Origin of the sequence: Spiribacter vilamensis (assembly GCF_004217415.1) — a bacterium.
GTDB classification, from domain to species: Bacteria; Pseudomonadota; Gammaproteobacteria; order Nitrococcales; family Nitrococcaceae; genus Spiribacter; species Spiribacter vilamensis.
The window spans coordinates 1413205-1429090 of sequence record NZ_SHLI01000001.1 but is presented as its reverse complement, the minus strand read 5'-3'; the positions used below and the strand labels follow the sequence as shown (position 1 = coordinate 1429090).

The following is a 15886-nucleotide window of genomic DNA, read 5'->3' as shown; positions in this document are numbered from 1 at the left end:
CGATCAGCCCGCCGCGGCGACTTGCCGCTGCTGGTGCCAGAGCGCCGAGAGCGAGGCCAGCGCCAGCGCCGCGGTCAGCGCCATGACCATGACCATGGTGACGAGCTGATCGCCCCCGATGGTGCTGACGAGCGCGGCACTCATTGCGCCGAAACCGAACTGCACCACGCCGAACAGCGCCGAGGCCGATCCGGCATGGTCGGGATGGCGGTTGAGCAGCCCGGCCACGGTGTTGGCGGCGATGATCCCGACCGTGCTCAGCGTGACGAAAAGCACCGGGGTCAGCAGCCACTGGCCGCGGATCCCGGCCGCGACCATGGCGACAAGCACCGTCGTCCCCATCGCCATGGTCAGTACGCCGGCGGTGAGCATGCGCCGGTGCCCGAAACGCATGACCAGCTGGCCGTTGGTGAGGTTGCCGAGCAGCAGGCCGACCACGTTGAGGGCAAAGAAATACCCGAAATTCGCCTGCGAGACGCCGAACACCTCGGTGTAGACGAACGGGCTGCCGGCGACATAGGCGAACAGCGCGGCGAACGCCATCCCGCCCGCGCCCAGGTAGGCGAGGCTGAGCGGGTCGCGGACGATGGGTACATAGCCCATGAAAAGCCGTCCCAGACGATCACTCTGGCGCCGTTCGACGGGATGCGTCTCCGGCAGCGCCAGCAGCAGCGTTGCCCCGCAGGCGAGTGCGAACAGCGTCAGTGCCCCGAATACCGCCCGCCAGCCCAGCAGGCTGCTGATCCAGCCGCCCAGCACCGGTGCAATCAGCGGGGCAACGGTCATCACCAGGATGACGAACGACATCACCCGGGCCGCCCGCCGGCCGGAATAGAGATCGCGGACCACGGCGCGGGCGATGACGGGGCCGGCCGCGGCGCCGAAGCCCTGGGTCAGTCGCCCGGCGAGGAGCATCTCGATATTCATCGAGAACGCGCAGAGCAGCGTCGCTGCGAGGTAGAGCAGGATGCCCACGAGCAATGGCCGACGGCGCCCGTAACGGTCCGCCAGTGGCCCGTAGAAGAACTGGCCGACCGCGAGGCCGATGAAAAACAGCGCCAGGCTCAGCTGGGTGAGCCCGGGGCTGACCGACAGATCCTGCTCGATCAGTGGCAGACTGGGCAGATACAGGTCGATGGACAGGGGCGCGAACGCGGTGATGACACCGAGGATGACGATCATCGCCACGCCATTGGCGCGGGCGGGTTTGACGGGTCCGAACAAGGGTTGAGTCTCCAGGGCCTGCGGCAACCGAATTCCGGTCGCCTCGACCTGTCAGTATAACGTAGGTTTTGTTGAGGCCGATCGGACAGAGGAGTTCCCCCATCGTGGCGAGATCCCGGCCACTCCCCGAGGCCGCCGATGAATGGTCGGTGGCGGACCTCGCGCCGGCCCTCGAGGCGCATGCCCCGGTGATGGTGATCACCGGGGCCGGGGTCTCCACCGGCTCGGGTATCCCCGACTACCGCGATCACCGCGGCAGCTGGAAACGCGGCTCGCCCATGCAGATCACCGAGTTCACCGGCAGCGAGTATGGCCGCAAGCGCTACTGGGCCCGCAGCCTGGTGGGCTGGCGAACGGTGGAGCAGGCGCGCCCCAACCCCGCTCACCGGGCGCTGGCGACCCTGGGTGAGCTAGGCGTGGTGGGGCCGGTCATCACCCAGAACGTCGACGGCCTGCACCAGGCCGCCGGCAGCCGGGATGTCCTCGACCTGCACGGCCGCCTCGACCGGGTGGAGTGCCGGGACTGCGCGCGGGTCATTCCGCGATCGCTACACCAGGCGCAGCTCGAGGCCGCCAACCCCGACTGGGCCGCCGCGGCGCAGGCCCGCTACACCGCGCCGGATGGTGACGTCGAGCTCGGTGATGTGGACTACGACCGCTTCGTGGTGCCGACCTGCGAGGCCTGCGGCGGGATGCTCAAGCCGGCGGTGACCTTCTTTGGCGAGACCGTTCCCAAGCCGCGGGTGGCGGCGGCATTCGCGGCGCTGGAGAGCGCCTCCGCGCTGTGGGTGGTGGGCTCGTCGCTCATGGTGTGGTCGGGTTATCGGTTCGTGCGGGCCGCGGCGGCCGCCGGGAAGCCCGTCTATGTGCTGGGGCTGGGCATTACCCGTGGCGATGCCGAGGCCAGCGGGCGGCTCACTGCCGACTGTGCCGACGGGCTGGCGCGGATCATCCGGGCGCTGCCCGCCCGGGCGGTGGCGAACTGATGGCGCAAAAGCCCCTGCCCAGCAAGACCTGCCCGGTCTGCGGCCGTGACTTCAAGTGGCGGCGCAAGTGGGCGCGCGACTGGGAGAACGTGCGCTACTGCTCGGAGCGCTGCCGGCGTAACCGACAGCTTGTGGACGAGGGCGGTGAGGCGGACGCCCCGCGCGCCGTGCCCGGCGGCAAAAAGCGGCGGCGATCGTGAGCGCGCAGATCGTCTGGTTCAAGCGCGACCTGCGCATTGCCGATCACGCCCCGCTGGCGCGGGCCATGGCCGCGGGGCCGGTGCTGCCGGTCTATGTCATCGAGCCCGATTACTGGCGCCAGCCGGATACCGCGCAGCGCCACTGGGCGTTCATCCGCGAGAGCCTGATCGAGCTGGACACCGCGCTGGCGGGTTACGGCCTGCGGCTGTGGGTGTTCGAGGGCGAGGCCGCCGCCATCTTCCGCCGGCTGCACGAGACGCTCGGCGTGGCGGCGATCCATGCCCACGAGGAGACCGGCAGCGACTGGACCTATCGGCGTGATCGCGCCGTGCGCCGTATCTGTCGCCAGACCGGCATGGCCTTCCACGAGGTCCCGCAGTTCGGCGTGGTCCGGCCACTGGCGAGCCGCGACGAGTGGGCCGGGCACTGGGAGCGGCGCATGAAGGTGAGCCCGGTAACATTGCCGAGCCGGGGCGAGGCGCTCGATCCGGGCCCCGCCGTGCGGGCGGCCACCCATCCCGTTGAAGCCCTTCCCACGCAGCTCGGCGTGGGCGACATCCCCTGTCCCGGCCGCCAGCCCGGCGGTCGGGCGGCCGGCGAGGCGCTGCTGGAGAGCTTCCTGGATGCGCGTGGCGAGACCTATCGCCAGGGCATGTCCAGCCCGGCGTCGGCCTGGCGGGTCTGTTCACGGCTCTCGCCGCATATCGCCTACGGCACGCTGTCGCTGCGCGAGATCGTCCAGACCCACCGCCGCCGCTGGATGGCGCTCAAGGCCGAGGCCCCGCGCTCGAACTGGGCGCAGTCGCTCAAGTCGTTCGAATCGCGCCTGCACTGGCACTGCCACTTCATCCAGAAGTTCGAGGACGAACCGGCCCTCGAGTACCGCAATATGCATCGTGGCTATGACGGCCTGCGCGATGAATCCGGTGCCGATCCCGAGCGCCTGGCCGCCTGGATCGAGGGCCGTACCGGGTTGCCCTTCGTGGATGCCTGCATGCGCCAGCTGCGCGCCGAGGGGTGGATCAACTTTCGGATGCGGGCGATGCTCGTGGCCGTATCGAGCTATCACCTTTGGATGCACTGGCGTGAGCCCGCGCAGCAGCTGGCGCGGCTTTTTACCGACTACGAGCCGGGTATCCACTACTGCCAGTTCCAGATGCAGTCGGGCACGACCGGGATCAACACCCTGCGCATCTACAACCCGGTCAAGCAGTCCCGGGATCAGGACGCGGACGGGGCGTACATCCGCCACTGGGTGCCGGAACTCGTCGCTGTGTCGGCGGACTGGATCCACGAGCCCTGGCGAATGCCGGCAGGCCTTCAGCAGCGCTATGGCGTGAGGTTGGGCCGGGATTACCCCTGGCCGGTGGTGGATCACGAACAGGCCGCCCGCGAGGCGCGGGAGAAGATCAAGGCGCACCGGGCCAGCCGGGACCTGACCCGGGAGTCGGCCCGGGTCCGCCGCCAGCACGCGAGCCGAAGCCCCAGCCCCGAGCGCCCGCGACAGCGTCGCCAGCGCACGGTGCCGGGCCAGGGCACGCTCGATCTCTAGGACATGGAAACCGTGAGCGGGATTAGTATTCGAGGATCAGGCCGGCGACGGCCAGCTTGTCCTTGTCACCCGCACTGACGCCGTCGAAATTGCCGTACTCGGCGAAGATTAACAGCCCGTCGGCCACGCCGTAGTTCACACCACCGGCGACCTGCGTGCGGCTGTCCTCTCCGTCCTGCGAGACGCCCTGCACGGCGCCGTAGACATCACCGGGACCGTAGTTGTAGACCAGCGCAGCACCGGTCAGATCGAGATCATCGCCGGACTTGTTGTCCTGGCGTGCGTACCTGAAGCTCGCTTCGGCGTTACTGGTGATATCGGCGACAGCAGCCAGGCCCATGACGGCATCCTCGGACTCGAAAACGGCGTCGCCGTCTTCGGTATCTACAGACCCGCGATTGTCATATCCGGCTGACAGGGTAATGCCGCCAAAGTCGTATGCGGCCGCGGCAATCAGGCTCACCTCGTTGCCAGACGGCTTCACTTCAGGCGGATTACCGCCGTCGCCCTTCTCCACCAATACATCGTTCTCGTCCTTGACCCGGGTCTGCAGCCGATAGGAGAAACCGCCCATGTCCGGGCTGTAGTAGGTGATCATACTGTCTTCCGGCGTCCGGTCGGTATCCGCGAGACTGGCATTCTCGAACGGATCGATGGCGTCGGTGATCAGGTCCTCGAAGACGTTGTCGCTGTCACCGATCTGGATTTCGCCGAAATCGCCGGTGAAGCCGAAGACGCTGGCGCCGCGGCTGATGTCGCCGTCACCCTCGCCCAGTGTGTTGTATTCAAACTCGGCCTCAACGTAGGCGCCATAACCGTTGCCGAGATCCCGCTCGGCACCGATTAGAACCAGGGAGCCGTCGTCGGTGAATTCTGTCTCGGAATCGCCGCCCTTCGTGTCTTTGCTCAGGTAGTTCAACACCACCTCGCCGCCCAGAGTCAGGGTTGTCCCGTCGGCAACCTCGAAATCGGCGGCGTGGGCACCGGCGGAGACCATGCCGGCAGCCATGAAAAGGGCGATCTTCTGTGCGTGCTTCATCACTTGCTTCCTCATTGGAGTAAAAAACGGGCGTCGAAACTTAGATGAGAATGATTATCAATGTCAAACAGGAATCACTCTCAACTGATCGGCAGGAGCGTTGCGGGAAAACAACAATCGTGATCCAGCCCTGCCGTCGACTCGTAATGACAATGCCGCGAAGAGATGACGCGAAGATGGCGATGAGATGACGGTGGGTTGTCGATTCAGTGACAGTCCGGTTTCAGGCGGGCGAGATGCCCTGGCGGATCAGGTCAGGGTATTCAGACGATCCCTGAGCTCGGCGGCGCTGGTGGCGCGGGGCAGGCAGGTCCGCCCGGGGCAGACCCAGGCCCCGGTGCCTTCGACGGGCGCGGCGGCGGTGGCCTGCGCCGGGCTGGGGGTGAAGATCAGGCGCTGGGGCTGGAGCCCGCCCTCGGCGACCTCGCGGAGATCGGCGCGGGTGGCCTCGTCGCCGCGAATGACCACCAGCTGCGGCGGGTCGAGCTGCTCATCAAGGGCATCGAGCAGGCTGCAATGGGCAGCAGGGGCTTGGTCGATGCTGTCCGCCGCGGCGGCGAGGGTGCGTTCCGCCGCCGCCAGGTAGCGCGGCTCGCCCAGCCAGTGCCCGAGGCGGTTGAGCGACAGCGCCGCTACGCCATTGCCGGCCGGCAGGGCATCGTCGGCCCAGGTACGCGGCCGCTGGATGAGGGCCTCGTGGTCGTGGGCGGTGAAATAGAACCCGCCGGCGTCGCCGTCCTCGAATCGCGTCAGCAACGTATCAGCAAGGGTTTGCGCCCACTGCGTCCGCGCATCCGACCAGCGCGCCTGCTGCAGCTCGATCAGCGCGGCCAGCAGAAAGGCGTAATCATCCAGATAGCCATCCTCGAGGCGGGCCTTGATGAATGCCTCGGTGCGCTCGGCGGCGTCGATGAGATCGGGCAGATCGAGGAAGCGCCCGGCGCGGGCCAGTGAGCGGATCATCAGCGCGTTCCAGGCGGTCAGTGCCTTGTCATCGCGAGCCGGGTGCGGGCGCTGATCGCGGGCGGCGCGGAGTTTTTGCTGGGCCGATTTCCAGCGCTCCACCAGCGTCTGGCGCGGTGTATGCAACACCTTCGCCAGCTCGGAGAAGGCCATGTGCACCTGCAGGTGCCAGCGCCCGTCGAAGTTGGGCTTCTCGTCCAGACCCAGGCGACGGATCACCAGCTCGGCCTCATCGGCATCCACGACGGCGCGGACCGCCTCGGGCGTCCACAGATAAAATGCGCCTTCGCCGTCGGCGCTATCCGCGTCCAGCGACGTGGCAAAGCCGCCGTCGGGCAATTCCATCTCGCGCAGGGCCCACTCGGCGGTCTCGCGGGCGATGCGGCGGAAGAACCGATCGCCGGTGGCCTGGAAGGCATCCGTCGCCACGCCGATCAAAAGCGCGTTGTCGGAGAGCATTTTCTCGAAATGCGGGATCATCCACTCGTTATCGACGCTGTAGCGGGCAAAACCGCCCCCGACCTGGTCGTAGATGCCGCCCAGCGCCATCCGCCGCAGGGTGTGGCAGGCCATGTGCAGGGCGCCGCGGTCGGTCTCGCCGTGTTGCTGGCTGCGTGCGTACTGCCGCAGCAGGCGCTCGAGGGCCATCGGCTGCGGGAATTTCGGCGCACTCCCGAAACCGCCATGGGCGGGGTCGAAGCGCTCGCCTAGCTGGTGGCGGGCGGCATCGATGGGAGCCCGATCGGGGATTGCGTTACCGCCTTGCGCACGGCTCAGCCGGTCGAGTACGCGCTGGAGATCGGCATTCTGCTCGTCGATCTCGTCACGATGATCGCGCCAGACCCGGGTGATGCGGTCCATGACATCACCGAAACCGGGCATGCCCTGGCGCGGTTCCGCCGGGAAGTAGGTCCCCGCGAAAAACGGCATCTGATCGGGCGTGAGGAACAGCGTCAGTGGCCAGCCACCGCCGCGGCCCACCAGGAGTTGATGGGCGGTCTGATAGATGCGATCGAGATCCGGACGCTCTTCGCGGTCGACCTTGATATTAATGAACGAGGCGTTCATCTGCTCGGCGATCGCCGGGTTCTCGAAGCACTCATGCGCCATGACGTGGCACCAGTGGCAGGCCGAGTAACCGATCGAGAGCAGGATCGGACGGTCCAGACGCCGGGCCTCCGCCAGGGCGGCCTCGTCCCATGGCTGCCAGTGAACCGGGTTGCCGGCGTGCTGGCGCAGGTAGGGGCTGGTCGCCGTCGCGAGGCGGTTCGTGGAGAGCGGCGATTCGGACATGGGATGATCCCCCGGAACCATAAGGCAGGCGGAATGCTATCATTCCCGCCGGCTGGGGGTGTTAGTCAAAGGGGACGGTCATTCATGCAGGTAGATAAGGCGTCGGGTCTCATCGCGGGGGCATCTTTCGTCGACTCGCCAAATCGGGGTGCCCGGCCGAGTGGCCATGGGCCGGAATTGATCGTTGTCCACGGGATCAGCCTGCCCGCCGGTCAGTTCGGCGGAGGCCATATCACCGAGCTTTTCACCAACCAGCTCGATACCCGGGACGATCCGCGGTTCGCCTACCTTGCGGGGGTGCGGGTCTCCGCCCATGTGCTGATTGCCCGCGACGGGCATCTGACGCAGTACGTGCCCTTCGACCAGCGCGCCTGGCATGCCGGCGGATCGATGTTCCAGGGACGGTCCGACTGCAACGATTTCTCGATTGGTATCGAACTCGAAGGCACCGATACGCAGCCTTACTGCACCATCCAGTACGAGACCCTTGAGCGCCTGATCACGGCGCTGCGCGCTGCCTATCCCGCCATCGGCGCGGATCGGGTCGTCGGTCATTGCCATATCGCGCCGGGGCGCAAGAGCGATCCGGGCCCCGGGTTCGAGTGGCAGCGACTGCAGCGCAACCTCGGTATCCACTGTCCGGTTACCCAGCGTCGGGTGGTCTCGCTATGAAGCTCCTGGCACTGATCGCAGCGCTAGTCATTAACGGCTATCTGCCGCCCGGCGGCTGGCGCAGCGCCCGCGGCTTCTTCCGCTATGCCGCCCGGCTGCAGGCGCGACTGATGCCATTGCGGGCCTGGGATAACGGCCTCGGCCTGACGCTTGTGCTGGTGCCGCTGCTGCTGCCCGTGGCGCTGGTGCAGTGGACGCTCGGCGATGCGCTATCGGGGCTGATCGGGCTCGCACTCAGCGTCGCGGCACTGTGCTTCGCGTTTGGCGGTGGCGAGACGCTGGAGAGCGAAGTGGCCGCCTTTACCGCGGCCTGGCGACGGGGTGACGAGGCGGGCGCCGCGGCGGCCCTCCATCAGCTCTCCGGTGGGCGCGACCGGAGCGAGGCGTTCGAGGCCATGCCCGAAGCGGCGGTCGGGCATCTCGTGCTGCGCGCCCGCACCCGGCTTTTCGCCCCGGTGCTCTGGTTCGTCCTGATCGGCCCGCTGGGGGCGTTCGGCTATCGGCTGGTCGTGATGGCGCGGGCGTTCGGCAACTGCCATGACAACGCCGGTCCGGGCTACTGCGGCCGCGCCGAGAAACTCCTCGCGCTGCTGGACTGGCTGCCGGATCGGTTGATGGCGCTGGCGCTGGCGCTGGCCGGGCATTTCAGTGCCGCCTGGAACGTCTGGGAGGACGAATCGGGGATGCCGTCATCGCGCCGACTGGCGGAGACCGGGATGGCCGCACTCGGCGTGCCACCGGCCACCGTGCCGCGGGATCTGACCGCCGAGGCCGTCGACGACGCGCATGCGCTGCTGCGGCGTGCGATCTACGTCTGGATGGCGCTGGTCGCCGCCGGCGTGCTGTTCGCGTTCGGCTGACCGCCGGCTACACCACCAGGACCGGGCAGTGGGCCCCGCCGGCGACGCGGTGGGCGACACTGCCAAGGATCATGCTGGCCTCGTCGGTGGTGCCCTGGGCACCGATGACGATCAGGTCGCACTCCCGCTGGCGCGCGAACTGCACGATGGTACTGGCCGGCCGTCCGCCCTTCACGAACGCCCGGACCCGATCATGCGGGACATGGTGGTCGATCACCGACTGCTTGGCGGCCATCGCGATATCGGTGGCGTACTCCTTGAGTGCATCGTCGGGCATATTCATGCGGCTCGGCCGGACCATCGACAGCGATGCCTCGCGCAGGCTGTGGTGCTTGAAAACGCAGAGCACGAACACCTCGGCCCCGGTCAGTCGCTGCAGACCGATCACCTTGTGCAGGGCGGACATCGCGCCGCTCGAGCCGTCGACGGGGACCAGGATTCGATTGAACAACGCCATACGCCGCCCCTAGTTGAACATCAGGTCGCGCAGACCCAGCGCGATCTGTGGAAACGTGATCAGGAGTGCCGCCGCGACCACCAGCATGAGGACAAACGGGGGTGTTCCGCGTATGACCTCCATGTAGGGGCGCTTGAATATCGCGATCGCGGTGAATATGTCACAGCCGAACGGCGGCGTGGCCGATCCGATGGCCACCTGCAGGGTGATCAGGATACCCACCAGGACCGGGTCGAGGCCGGTGGCCTCCACCGCCGGCATGAAGATCGGCGTGAGCACCAGGATCACCACGATGGGGTCGACGAACATGCAGGCGACAAAGAACGCCACGCAGATCGCGATCAGCACGCCCACGGGCCCCGCGTCGTTGATGCCCGCCGCGCTCAGCACGGCATCGGGGATCTGGGCAAAGGAAATGATCCAGGAAAAGCCGTTGCCCGCGCCGACCAGGATGAACACCACCGCCGTGATCAGCCCCGTCGACTTGGCAATGGCCCAGATCTCGCGGGCCCGCAGCGAGCGGAAGATACCGAACTCGAGGATGAGCGCGTAGAGCACACAGGCCGCAGCGGCCTCGGTAGGGCTGAACACGCCGCCGTAGATACCGCCCACGATGATCACCGGAAAGCCCAGTGGCCAGAGCGCCATGCGGACCGCGGTCAGGCGCTCGCCCCAGCTCGACTTCTCCTCCGTGGGTACATCCTTGATGTAGGAGTAGATGATGCAATACACCGAGAACATCAGCAGGATCATCAACCCCGGGACGATGCCGGCCACGAACAGCTCGCTGATGGACGTCTCGGAGATGACGCCGTAGACGATCATGCCGATGCTCGGCGGGATCAGAAAGGCGATGTCGCTCGAGTTGATGATCAGCGCCAGCGTGAACGGATCCTTGTAACCGGCCTTGAGCATGCGTGGGCGCAGGGGAGAACCGATGGCGACTACCGTCGCCTGAGTGGAGCCCGAGACCGCGCCGAACAGCGTGCACGAGGCCGCAGTGCTGACCGCCAGCCCGCCCTTGATATGGCCGATAAAGCTCATGACCATGTTGATCAGCCGCTCGGCGGAGTTGCCCCGGGTCATGATATCGGCGGCGAGGATGAACATCGGTACCGCGATCAGCGACGCCGGCCGGATCCCGGCAAGCATCTGCTGGATCAGCGTCTCCATCTGCCCGAAGCCACCGAACATCATGGTAAAGCCGATGACCGCCCCGGCGATCAGCGGCACCATCATCGGGAATCCGAGCAGCAGCAGGAGCACCATGGCGCTGAACATGATGGCGGCCATGGTCTAGACCTCGGTTTCGGTGTCGCGGTAGCCGTCGACGACGACCGTGGACAGGTAGACGTCTTTCTCGCGAATGTTCTTAACGGCGGTGAGCAGATACTGGATACCGGTAATCCCGAATCCGAGCGGGACCCAGACGTAGGCGGTCCAGACCGGGAACCCGAGAGAGGGCAGAACCCGACCGCTGCCGTACACGTCGATGATGTAGCCGACCGAGAAGTACAGCAGGAAGAACATGGTCGCCGAGGTGATCAGCGAGATAAGGATCATCGCGATCTTGCGGCCTCCCACCGGAAAGGCGTCGTAAATCGCCGACATGCGGATATGGCGCCCGTGGCGGGCCGCGTAGCCGATCCCGGCAAACGTGATCAGGATGATGAGCACCCGGTTGATCTCGCCGGAAGCGGAAATGCTCTCGCCGAACACGAACCGGCCCACCACGTTGGCGACGGTGTTCGCGGCCATCAGCAGGACGCCCGAGGCGAGAATGAAGGCCTCGAGGCGGGATAGAAAGGTATCGAGGGTACCGAGTAGCCCCGGTAGGTCGGACCGATAGGACCGTTCCGCGGCTTCGTCTTCTGCGTTCATGCTCGGCCCGCCTCCGTAAGCTTTTGTATGTAGAGAGGGGCGGCCCGCGATGCCGGCCACCCCTAATGCTGACGCGATGTCAGGTTGCGGATCAGTCGGCCTTAACCGCCTGGAGGTCGGCCTTGAACTGCTCGAGCAGCCGCTCGCCAGCCTTGCCGGTCATCTCGAGGTAGGCCTTTTCGACCTGCGGCGCCTGGGCCTTGAAGGCCGCGATCTGCTCGTCGGTCAGCCGCGTGACCGTCACTTTGTCGGAGGCCTCGCGGATCTTTGCGAGCGACTCCTCGGCCAGCCCCTGGATATGCTCCATGGTGTGGTCGTAGGCCGCGTCGGACGCCTCGCGGATCAGCTGCTGCTCGCTGTCCGACAGGTCCTCGAAGAAGTCCTGGTTGGCCATGGAGGCGGTGACGAACCAGCCGTGACCGGTGAAGGTCAGGTGGGGAGACACCTCGTAGAGTTTGCCACCCTCGATCCAGAAGATCGGGTTTTCCTGGCCATCGATCACGCCGGTCTGCAGACCACCGTAGACCTCGCCCCAGGGCAGCGGCGTCGGACTGGCACCGAAGGCCTCGTAGGTCTCGGAGAGCAGCGGATTGGTCATCGTCCGGATCTTCTTGTTGTCGAAATCGGCCGGACTGGTGATCGGCTCGTCGGCGGTGACCACCATTTCGCCCTCGGGGTACATGTTCAGCAGCTCGAGATCATGCTCGGCATAAAGCTCGGGGAACATCTCGTTGATGGCCTTGCTCTCCTCGAAGAACTCGAGGACCGTCTGCTCGTCGGTGGGCAGCAGATAGGGCACGAAGAAAATCTGTGCCGGCGGCAGCCAGGCGCCGCTGAAGCCCGGTGACTGATTGACGAACTCGAGGATGCCGGACTGCGCCTGCTCCATGATGTCGTCGGACTCGCCGAGCTCGCCGAAGCGGTAGATCTCGAGCGAGTGATCGGAGTTGGCCTCGATGTAGTCCTTGAACGCCACGGCGTAGACGTCCTGGACGTCGCCCTCGTACTCCTCATGCGCATAGCGCCAGGTGTCGGCGAAGGCGGCCGTGGACAGGCCGAAGGCGAGCGCACCGATGGCGGTACGCGTAAAAAGCGCGGATGACCTCATAAATGAGTCTCCCTGTTGCTGTTTCGGGTGACGACAGAATGTCGCTCACTTGCCGATTACCAGCCGTCACTGATGTGACAGACGAGCCGAAACTAGCCTGCGCTGTTGACGGGGGTCAAGCCGGGGCAGTTTGCGCCAGAATGGCGCGAAAGATGCATCGGAAATGGTGCATTTAGCGTGAAATGCCTTATTCACGCGCCACCCGATCAAGATCGGTGCGCTGCGGAAAGTGTGGCCCGGCGCGGGCTCGCGACTGCATCCGCACCGTCGCCGTGGTGACGATCGGAAGTCGGCCAGTGAGCAGCATGGTGCGCTCGCGGGGGCCGTACGCCGTCGTCCAGCGCGTCGCCAACCGCAGTGCCTGGCGGATGAATGCACCGGCATAGGGCACTTTGAGCGGGTAGCCATAGGTCGCCTGCACACGCAGGAGCGTCGCATCCTGAATGTTGAGCCCGCTTTGGCGGCCGGGCCGGCGGGAGCGTCGGTCGAGATGACGGAACGGCAGATAGCGCCCGCCTTTGCGGTCGCGCACGGCGTGATCGTCGAATGCCTCGCGGGTGGGGTTGAGGATGCGCAGCCTGAGGTTGAGTCGTGCATCCGGCGTGGCCCGGATCAGAAACGCCGTCTCGAAATCGGCGGCATCGCGGCGGGAGAGATGCAACGGCACGATCGCCCGGGCAAAGGCGTTGCGCATCGGTGCCATGCGGGCCTCGTTGACGGCCCCGGCCCGGGCCGCCATCAGCGTGGCGTGATCGATCACCGCCCGCGCCTGGTGGACGAGCGCCCACTGGGTAACCGACAGCCCCAGTACCAGCACCACCGGCAGGGCGATCACCGTCTCCAGCATGATGCTGCCGGTGAATCGCCGCCCGGCCGTTCGGTGGGGACGCATTAGTCCAGCCTATGAACCGCAGAATGATCAGTTTGCGGACGTATCCCGGCAGTTCGCGGGGGCGTATTTCGAGTAGAGGCCGTTGGTGCCGGGTATGATGCAATTCCATTTTATGGCGCCAGCGTCTGAGGCGGTGGGGACGAACGCCAGAGTATTGCGGTCGGTCTCCGTACTGTCTTTACCACCCGTGACAGCATCCAGGAAGACCACGTTAATGACTCCCCCTCCGGTACCCGCAATTGCCATTGATTTGATGACATCGGTCGAATAGTCCGTCGCGGCGCCTAACCCCGCGTCAGAGCTGCTTCCGGGAAACTCCCCTTTGGCATAGTAATAATCCGCCACGCTGGTCTTGGCCGCGCCGGCGGCGGCGATGCCCTCGGTGACCTTCGCCCGGGTGGTGTAGTCGGAATAGGCCGGGACGGCGACGGCGGCGAGGATGCCGACGATCGCCACCACGATCATGAGCTCGATGAGCGTGAAGCCCTTCTGTTGTCTGCGCATGGGATAACCTCCGTTGGATTGCGCTGGCCGGGGTGCGGCCTGCGGGTCCATTCAGCCGGAGATTCACGGACCGCGTCCGGGGCATGCGTCACAGAATCGAGACCTCGACGCGGCTTTTGAATCGCCTCGATGAATCGTGGAGAATAAGGCCACTTTTACAGGAGGAGGCGGAGCGCCCATGAACCTTCACGAATTTCAGGCGAAGCATATCTTCAGCCAGTTCGGCATCCCGATTCCGAGGGGTTTCGTGGCCCGCTCCGCCGCCGAGGCCCGCACCGCGGGCGAAGAGCTCGGCGGATCGGTCCAGGTGGTCAAGGCGCAGGTCCATGCCGGCGGCCGCGGCAAGGCCGGTGGCGTCAAGCTCGCCAAGAGCATCGACGAGGTGGGCGAGTACACCGAGGCCATGCTCGGGACCCGCCTTGTCACCCATCAGACCGACGAGCACGGCCTGCCCATCAACGCGGTAATGATCGAGGAAGGCCTCGACATTGCCCGCGAGCTCTACCTGGGCGCGGTGGTCGATCGGGCCAGCAAGCGGGTCGTATTCATGGGCTCCGCCGCCGGCGGCATGGACATCGAGGAAGTGGCCGCCACCGAGCCCGAGAAGATCTCCACCGTGCGGGTCAATCCGGTGGCCGGTCTGCAGCCCTACCAGTGCCGGCAGATGGGGTTTGCGCTGGGCCTCAGTCCGGTTCAGATCAAGCAGCTCACGCAGATCATGCAGGGGCTCTACCGCTGCTTCGAGGCGCGCGACCTGAGCCTCATCGAGATCAACCCGCTGATCGTCACTGCCGATGACACGCTGCTCGCGCTCGATGCCAAGATCAACGTCGATGACAACGCCATCGAGATCAACCGCCAGCCCGAGATCGCCGATATGCGCGATCTCAGCCAGGAAGACGAGACCGAGGTCCAGGCCGCCGAACACGGGCTCAACTACATCACCCTCGACGGCAATATCGGCTGCATGGTCAACGGCGCCGGCCTCGCCATGGCGACGATGGACGTGATCAAGCTCCACGGTGGCGAGCCCGCCAACTTCCTCGACGTCGGTGGCGGCACCAACAAGGAGCGCGTCACCGAGGCGTTCAAGATCATCTCCGCCAGTCCCGACGTGCAGGGCATCCTGGTGAACATCTTCGGCGGCATCGTCCGCTGCGACATGATCGCCGAGGGCGTGATCGCCGCCGTCAAGGAGGTGGGCGTGAACGTGCCGGTGGTGGTGCGGCTCGAGGGCACCAACGTCGAGCAGGGCAAGCGGCTACTGGCCGAGAGCGGCCTCGACATCATCCCCGCCGACGATCTTACCGACGGCGCAGACAAGGTGGTCGGCGCGGTCAGCGCCTGATCCCGTTACCCGGACAGCAGACGAGGAATTCACATGAGTATTCTGGTGGACAAACGCACCAAGGTCATTGTCCAGGGCTTCACCGGGAAGCAGGGCACCTTCCACGCCGAGCAGTGCATTGCCTACGGCACCAACATCGTCGGCGGCACCACGCCGGGCCGTGGCGGGGAGACGCATCTCGATCGCCCGGTGTTCAATACGGTGCGTGACGCCGTGGACGGCACCGGCGCCGATGCCTCGATGATCTACGTACCGGCCGCCTTCGCCGCCGACGCGATCCTCGAGGCCGCCGAGGCGGGCATCAAGGTCATCGCCTGCATCACCGAGGGCATCCCGGTGCTCGACATGCTCAAGGTCAAGGCGGCGCTGGACTTCTACGACGCGACGCTGATCGGCCCCAACTGCCCCGGCATCATCACGCCGGATCAGTGCAAGATCGGCATCATGCCGGGCCATATCCACATGGCCGGATCGATCGGGATCGTCTCGCGCTCGGGGACGCTGACCTACGAGGCGGTCAAGCAGACCACCGATATCGGCATGGGCCAGAGCACCTGCGTGGGCATCGGCGGCGACCCGATCCAGGGCATGAGCTTCGTCGACGTCATCTCGCGCTTCGAGGCCGATCGCCACACCAAGGGCATCGTCATGGTGGGCGAGATCGGTGGCACCGCCGAGGAAGAGGCCGCGGAGTACATCCAGGCCCATGTCCGCAAGCCGGTGGTGGCCTACATCGCCGGTGTCACGGCGCCCCCGGGCAAGCGCATGGGGCATGCCGGCGCGATCATCAGCGGTGGCAAGGGCACCGCCGACGACAAGTTCGGTGCGCTCGAGCGGGCCGGTGTGGCCACCGTGCGCTCGCCGGCCGAGATCGGTCAGCGGGTGAGCGATGCCTTCACCGGCTGA

16 protein-coding genes are annotated in these 15886 nt (G+C 66.1%); 7 read left to right on the top strand and 9 right to left on the bottom strand.

What is annotated here, in order from left to right:
• Positions 1 to 3: 3 nt before the first annotated feature.
• Complete coding sequence (locus EV698_RS07150) at positions 4 to 1224, bottom strand: Bcr/CflA family multidrug efflux MFS transporter (protein WP_239016228.1); 1221 nt, start codon at positions 1222 to 1224, stop codon at positions 4 to 6.
• A gap of 104 nt (positions 1225 to 1328) precedes the next feature.
• Between EV698_RS07150 and EV698_RS07145 the strand changes: the two genes are divergently transcribed.
• From EV698_RS07145 to EV698_RS07135, 3 genes are read left to right on the top strand one after another with little or no spacing between them, the layout of a single operon-like run.
• On the top strand, positions 1329 to 2210 hold the full coding sequence (locus EV698_RS07145; RefSeq protein WP_239016227.1) for an NAD-dependent protein deacetylase: 882 nt from the start codon (positions 1329 to 1331) through the stop codon (positions 2208 to 2210).
• Positions 2210 to 2410, top strand: a complete 201-nt coding sequence (locus EV698_RS07140; protein ID WP_130503403.1) for a DUF2256 domain-containing protein — start codon at positions 2210 to 2212, stop codon at positions 2408 to 2410. Before EV698_RS07145 ends, EV698_RS07140 begins: the two co-directional genes overlap by 1 nt.
• Entirely contained in the window at positions 2407 to 3963 is a 1557-nt protein-coding gene (locus EV698_RS07135) for an FAD-binding domain-containing protein (RefSeq protein WP_130503402.1), read from the top strand. Before EV698_RS07140 ends, EV698_RS07135 begins: the two co-directional genes overlap by 4 nt.
• Before the next feature lie 22 nt (positions 3964 to 3985).
• Here EV698_RS07135 and EV698_RS07130 read toward each other — a convergent pair whose 3' ends face one another.
• Both EV698_RS07130 and EV698_RS07125 read right to left on the bottom strand, forming a co-directional pair.
• On the bottom strand, positions 3986 to 5002 hold the full coding sequence (locus tag EV698_RS07130) for a porin (protein ID WP_130503401.1): 1017 nt from the start codon (positions 5000 to 5002) through the stop codon (positions 3986 to 3988).
• A gap of 249 nt (positions 5003 to 5251) precedes the next feature.
• On the bottom strand, positions 5252 to 7258 hold the full coding sequence (locus EV698_RS07125; protein WP_130503400.1) for a thioredoxin domain-containing protein: 2007 nt from the start codon (positions 7256 to 7258) through the stop codon (positions 5252 to 5254).
• 84 nt (positions 7259 to 7342) lie between these two features.
• Here EV698_RS07125 and ampD point away from each other — a divergent pair, with 84 nt between their 5' ends.
• Together ampD and ampE are read left to right on the top strand one after the other, a co-directional pair.
• Positions 7343 to 7930, top strand: a complete 588-nt coding sequence (gene ampD, locus EV698_RS07120) for a 1,6-anhydro-N-acetylmuramyl-L-alanine amidase AmpD (RefSeq protein WP_130503399.1) — start codon at positions 7343 to 7345, stop codon at positions 7928 to 7930.
• Positions 7927 to 8790: a regulatory signaling modulator protein AmpE gene (gene ampE / locus EV698_RS07115; RefSeq protein WP_130503398.1), complete on the top strand. Its 864-nt coding sequence runs from the start codon at positions 7927 to 7929 to the stop codon at positions 8788 to 8790. Before ampD ends, ampE begins: the two co-directional genes overlap by 4 nt.
• A gap of 7 nt (positions 8791 to 8797) precedes the next feature.
• Here the strand turns inward: ampE and EV698_RS07110 are convergent, their stop codons facing one another.
• The 6 genes from EV698_RS07110 to EV698_RS07085 form a co-directional block, all read right to left on the bottom strand.
• Entirely contained in the window at positions 8798 to 9247 is a 450-nt protein-coding gene (locus EV698_RS07110) for a universal stress protein (protein WP_207220512.1), read from the bottom strand.
• Between the two features lie 9 nt (positions 9248 to 9256).
• Positions 9257 to 10540, bottom strand: coding sequence for a TRAP transporter large permease (locus tag EV698_RS07105; protein WP_130503397.1), 1284 nt, complete (start codon positions 10538 to 10540; stop codon positions 9257 to 9259).
• Between the two features lie 3 nt (positions 10541 to 10543).
• Positions 10544 to 11128 carry a TRAP transporter small permease gene (locus EV698_RS07100; protein ID WP_130503396.1) on the bottom strand — a complete coding sequence of 195 codons (585 nt, stop codon included), beginning with the start codon at positions 11126 to 11128 and terminating at the stop codon, positions 10544 to 10546.
• 91 nt (positions 11129 to 11219) lie between these two features.
• Positions 11220 to 12236 carry a TRAP transporter substrate-binding protein gene (locus EV698_RS07095; RefSeq protein WP_130503395.1) on the bottom strand — a complete coding sequence of 339 codons (1017 nt, stop codon included), beginning with the start codon at positions 12234 to 12236 and terminating at the stop codon, positions 11220 to 11222.
• A gap of 187 nt (positions 12237 to 12423) precedes the next feature.
• Positions 12424 to 13128, bottom strand: coding sequence for a TadE/TadG family type IV pilus assembly protein (locus EV698_RS07090; RefSeq protein WP_130503394.1), 705 nt, complete (start codon positions 13126 to 13128; stop codon positions 12424 to 12426).
• Between the two features lie 27 nt (positions 13129 to 13155).
• Positions 13156 to 13632, bottom strand: coding sequence for a pilin (locus EV698_RS07085; RefSeq protein WP_130503393.1), 477 nt, complete (start codon positions 13630 to 13632; stop codon positions 13156 to 13158).
• Between the two features lie 178 nt (positions 13633 to 13810).
• Between EV698_RS07085 and sucC the strand changes: the two genes are divergently transcribed.
• Together sucC and sucD are read left to right on the top strand one after the other, a co-directional pair.
• Positions 13811 to 14980, top strand: a complete 1170-nt coding sequence (sucC, locus tag EV698_RS07080) for an ADP-forming succinate--CoA ligase subunit beta (RefSeq protein WP_130503392.1) — start codon at positions 13811 to 13813, stop codon at positions 14978 to 14980.
• A gap of 33 nt (positions 14981 to 15013) precedes the next feature.
• The gene (gene sucD / locus EV698_RS07075; protein WP_130503391.1) at positions 15014 to 15886 is read left to right on the top strand and encodes a succinate--CoA ligase subunit alpha; all 873 of its coding nucleotides are present in this window, start codon (positions 15014 to 15016) and stop codon (positions 15884 to 15886) included.

Excerpts from the sequence above, each read along its gene's own strand:
- sucD (WP_130503391.1), top strand. The coding sequence starts at position 15,014 with ATGAGTATTCTGGTGGACAAACGCACCAAGGTCATTGTCCAGGGCTTC.
- EV698_RS07105 (WP_130503397.1), bottom strand. The coding sequence starts at position 10,540 with ATGGCCGCCATCATGTTCAGCGCCATGGTGCTCCTGCTGCTGCTCGGA.
- ampD (WP_130503399.1), top strand. The coding sequence starts at position 7,343 with ATGCAGGTAGATAAGGCGTCGGGTCTCATCGCGGGGGCATCTTTCGTC.
- EV698_RS07130 (WP_130503401.1), bottom strand. The coding sequence starts at position 5,002 with ATGAAGCACGCACAGAAGATCGCCCTTTTCATGGCTGCCGGCATGGTC.
- sucC (WP_130503392.1), top strand. The coding sequence starts at position 13,811 with ATGAACCTTCACGAATTTCAGGCGAAGCATATCTTCAGCCAGTTCGGC.
- EV698_RS07095 (WP_130503395.1), bottom strand. The coding sequence starts at position 12,236 with ATGAGGTCATCCGCGCTTTTTACGCGTACCGCCATCGGTGCGCTCGCC.
- EV698_RS07085 (WP_130503393.1), bottom strand. The coding sequence starts at position 13,632 with ATGCGCAGACAACAGAAGGGCTTCACGCTCATCGAGCTCATGATCGTG.
- EV698_RS07140 (WP_130503403.1), top strand. The coding sequence starts at position 2,210 with ATGGCGCAAAAGCCCCTGCCCAGCAAGACCTGCCCGGTCTGCGGCCGT.
- EV698_RS07110 (WP_207220512.1), bottom strand. The coding sequence starts at position 9,247 with ATGGCGTTGTTCAATCGAATCCTGGTCCCCGTCGACGGCTCGAGCGGC.
- EV698_RS07125 (WP_130503400.1), bottom strand. The coding sequence starts at position 7,258 with ATGTCCGAATCGCCGCTCTCCACGAACCGCCTCGCGACGGCGACCAGC.
- EV698_RS07090 (WP_130503394.1), bottom strand. The coding sequence starts at position 13,128 with ATGCGTCCCCACCGAACGGCCGGGCGGCGATTCACCGGCAGCATCATG.
- EV698_RS07100 (WP_130503396.1), bottom strand. The coding sequence starts at position 11,128 with ATGAACGCAGAAGACGAAGCCGCGGAACGGTCCTATCGGTCCGACCTA.
- ampE (WP_130503398.1), top strand. The coding sequence starts at position 7,927 with ATGAAGCTCCTGGCACTGATCGCAGCGCTAGTCATTAACGGCTATCTG.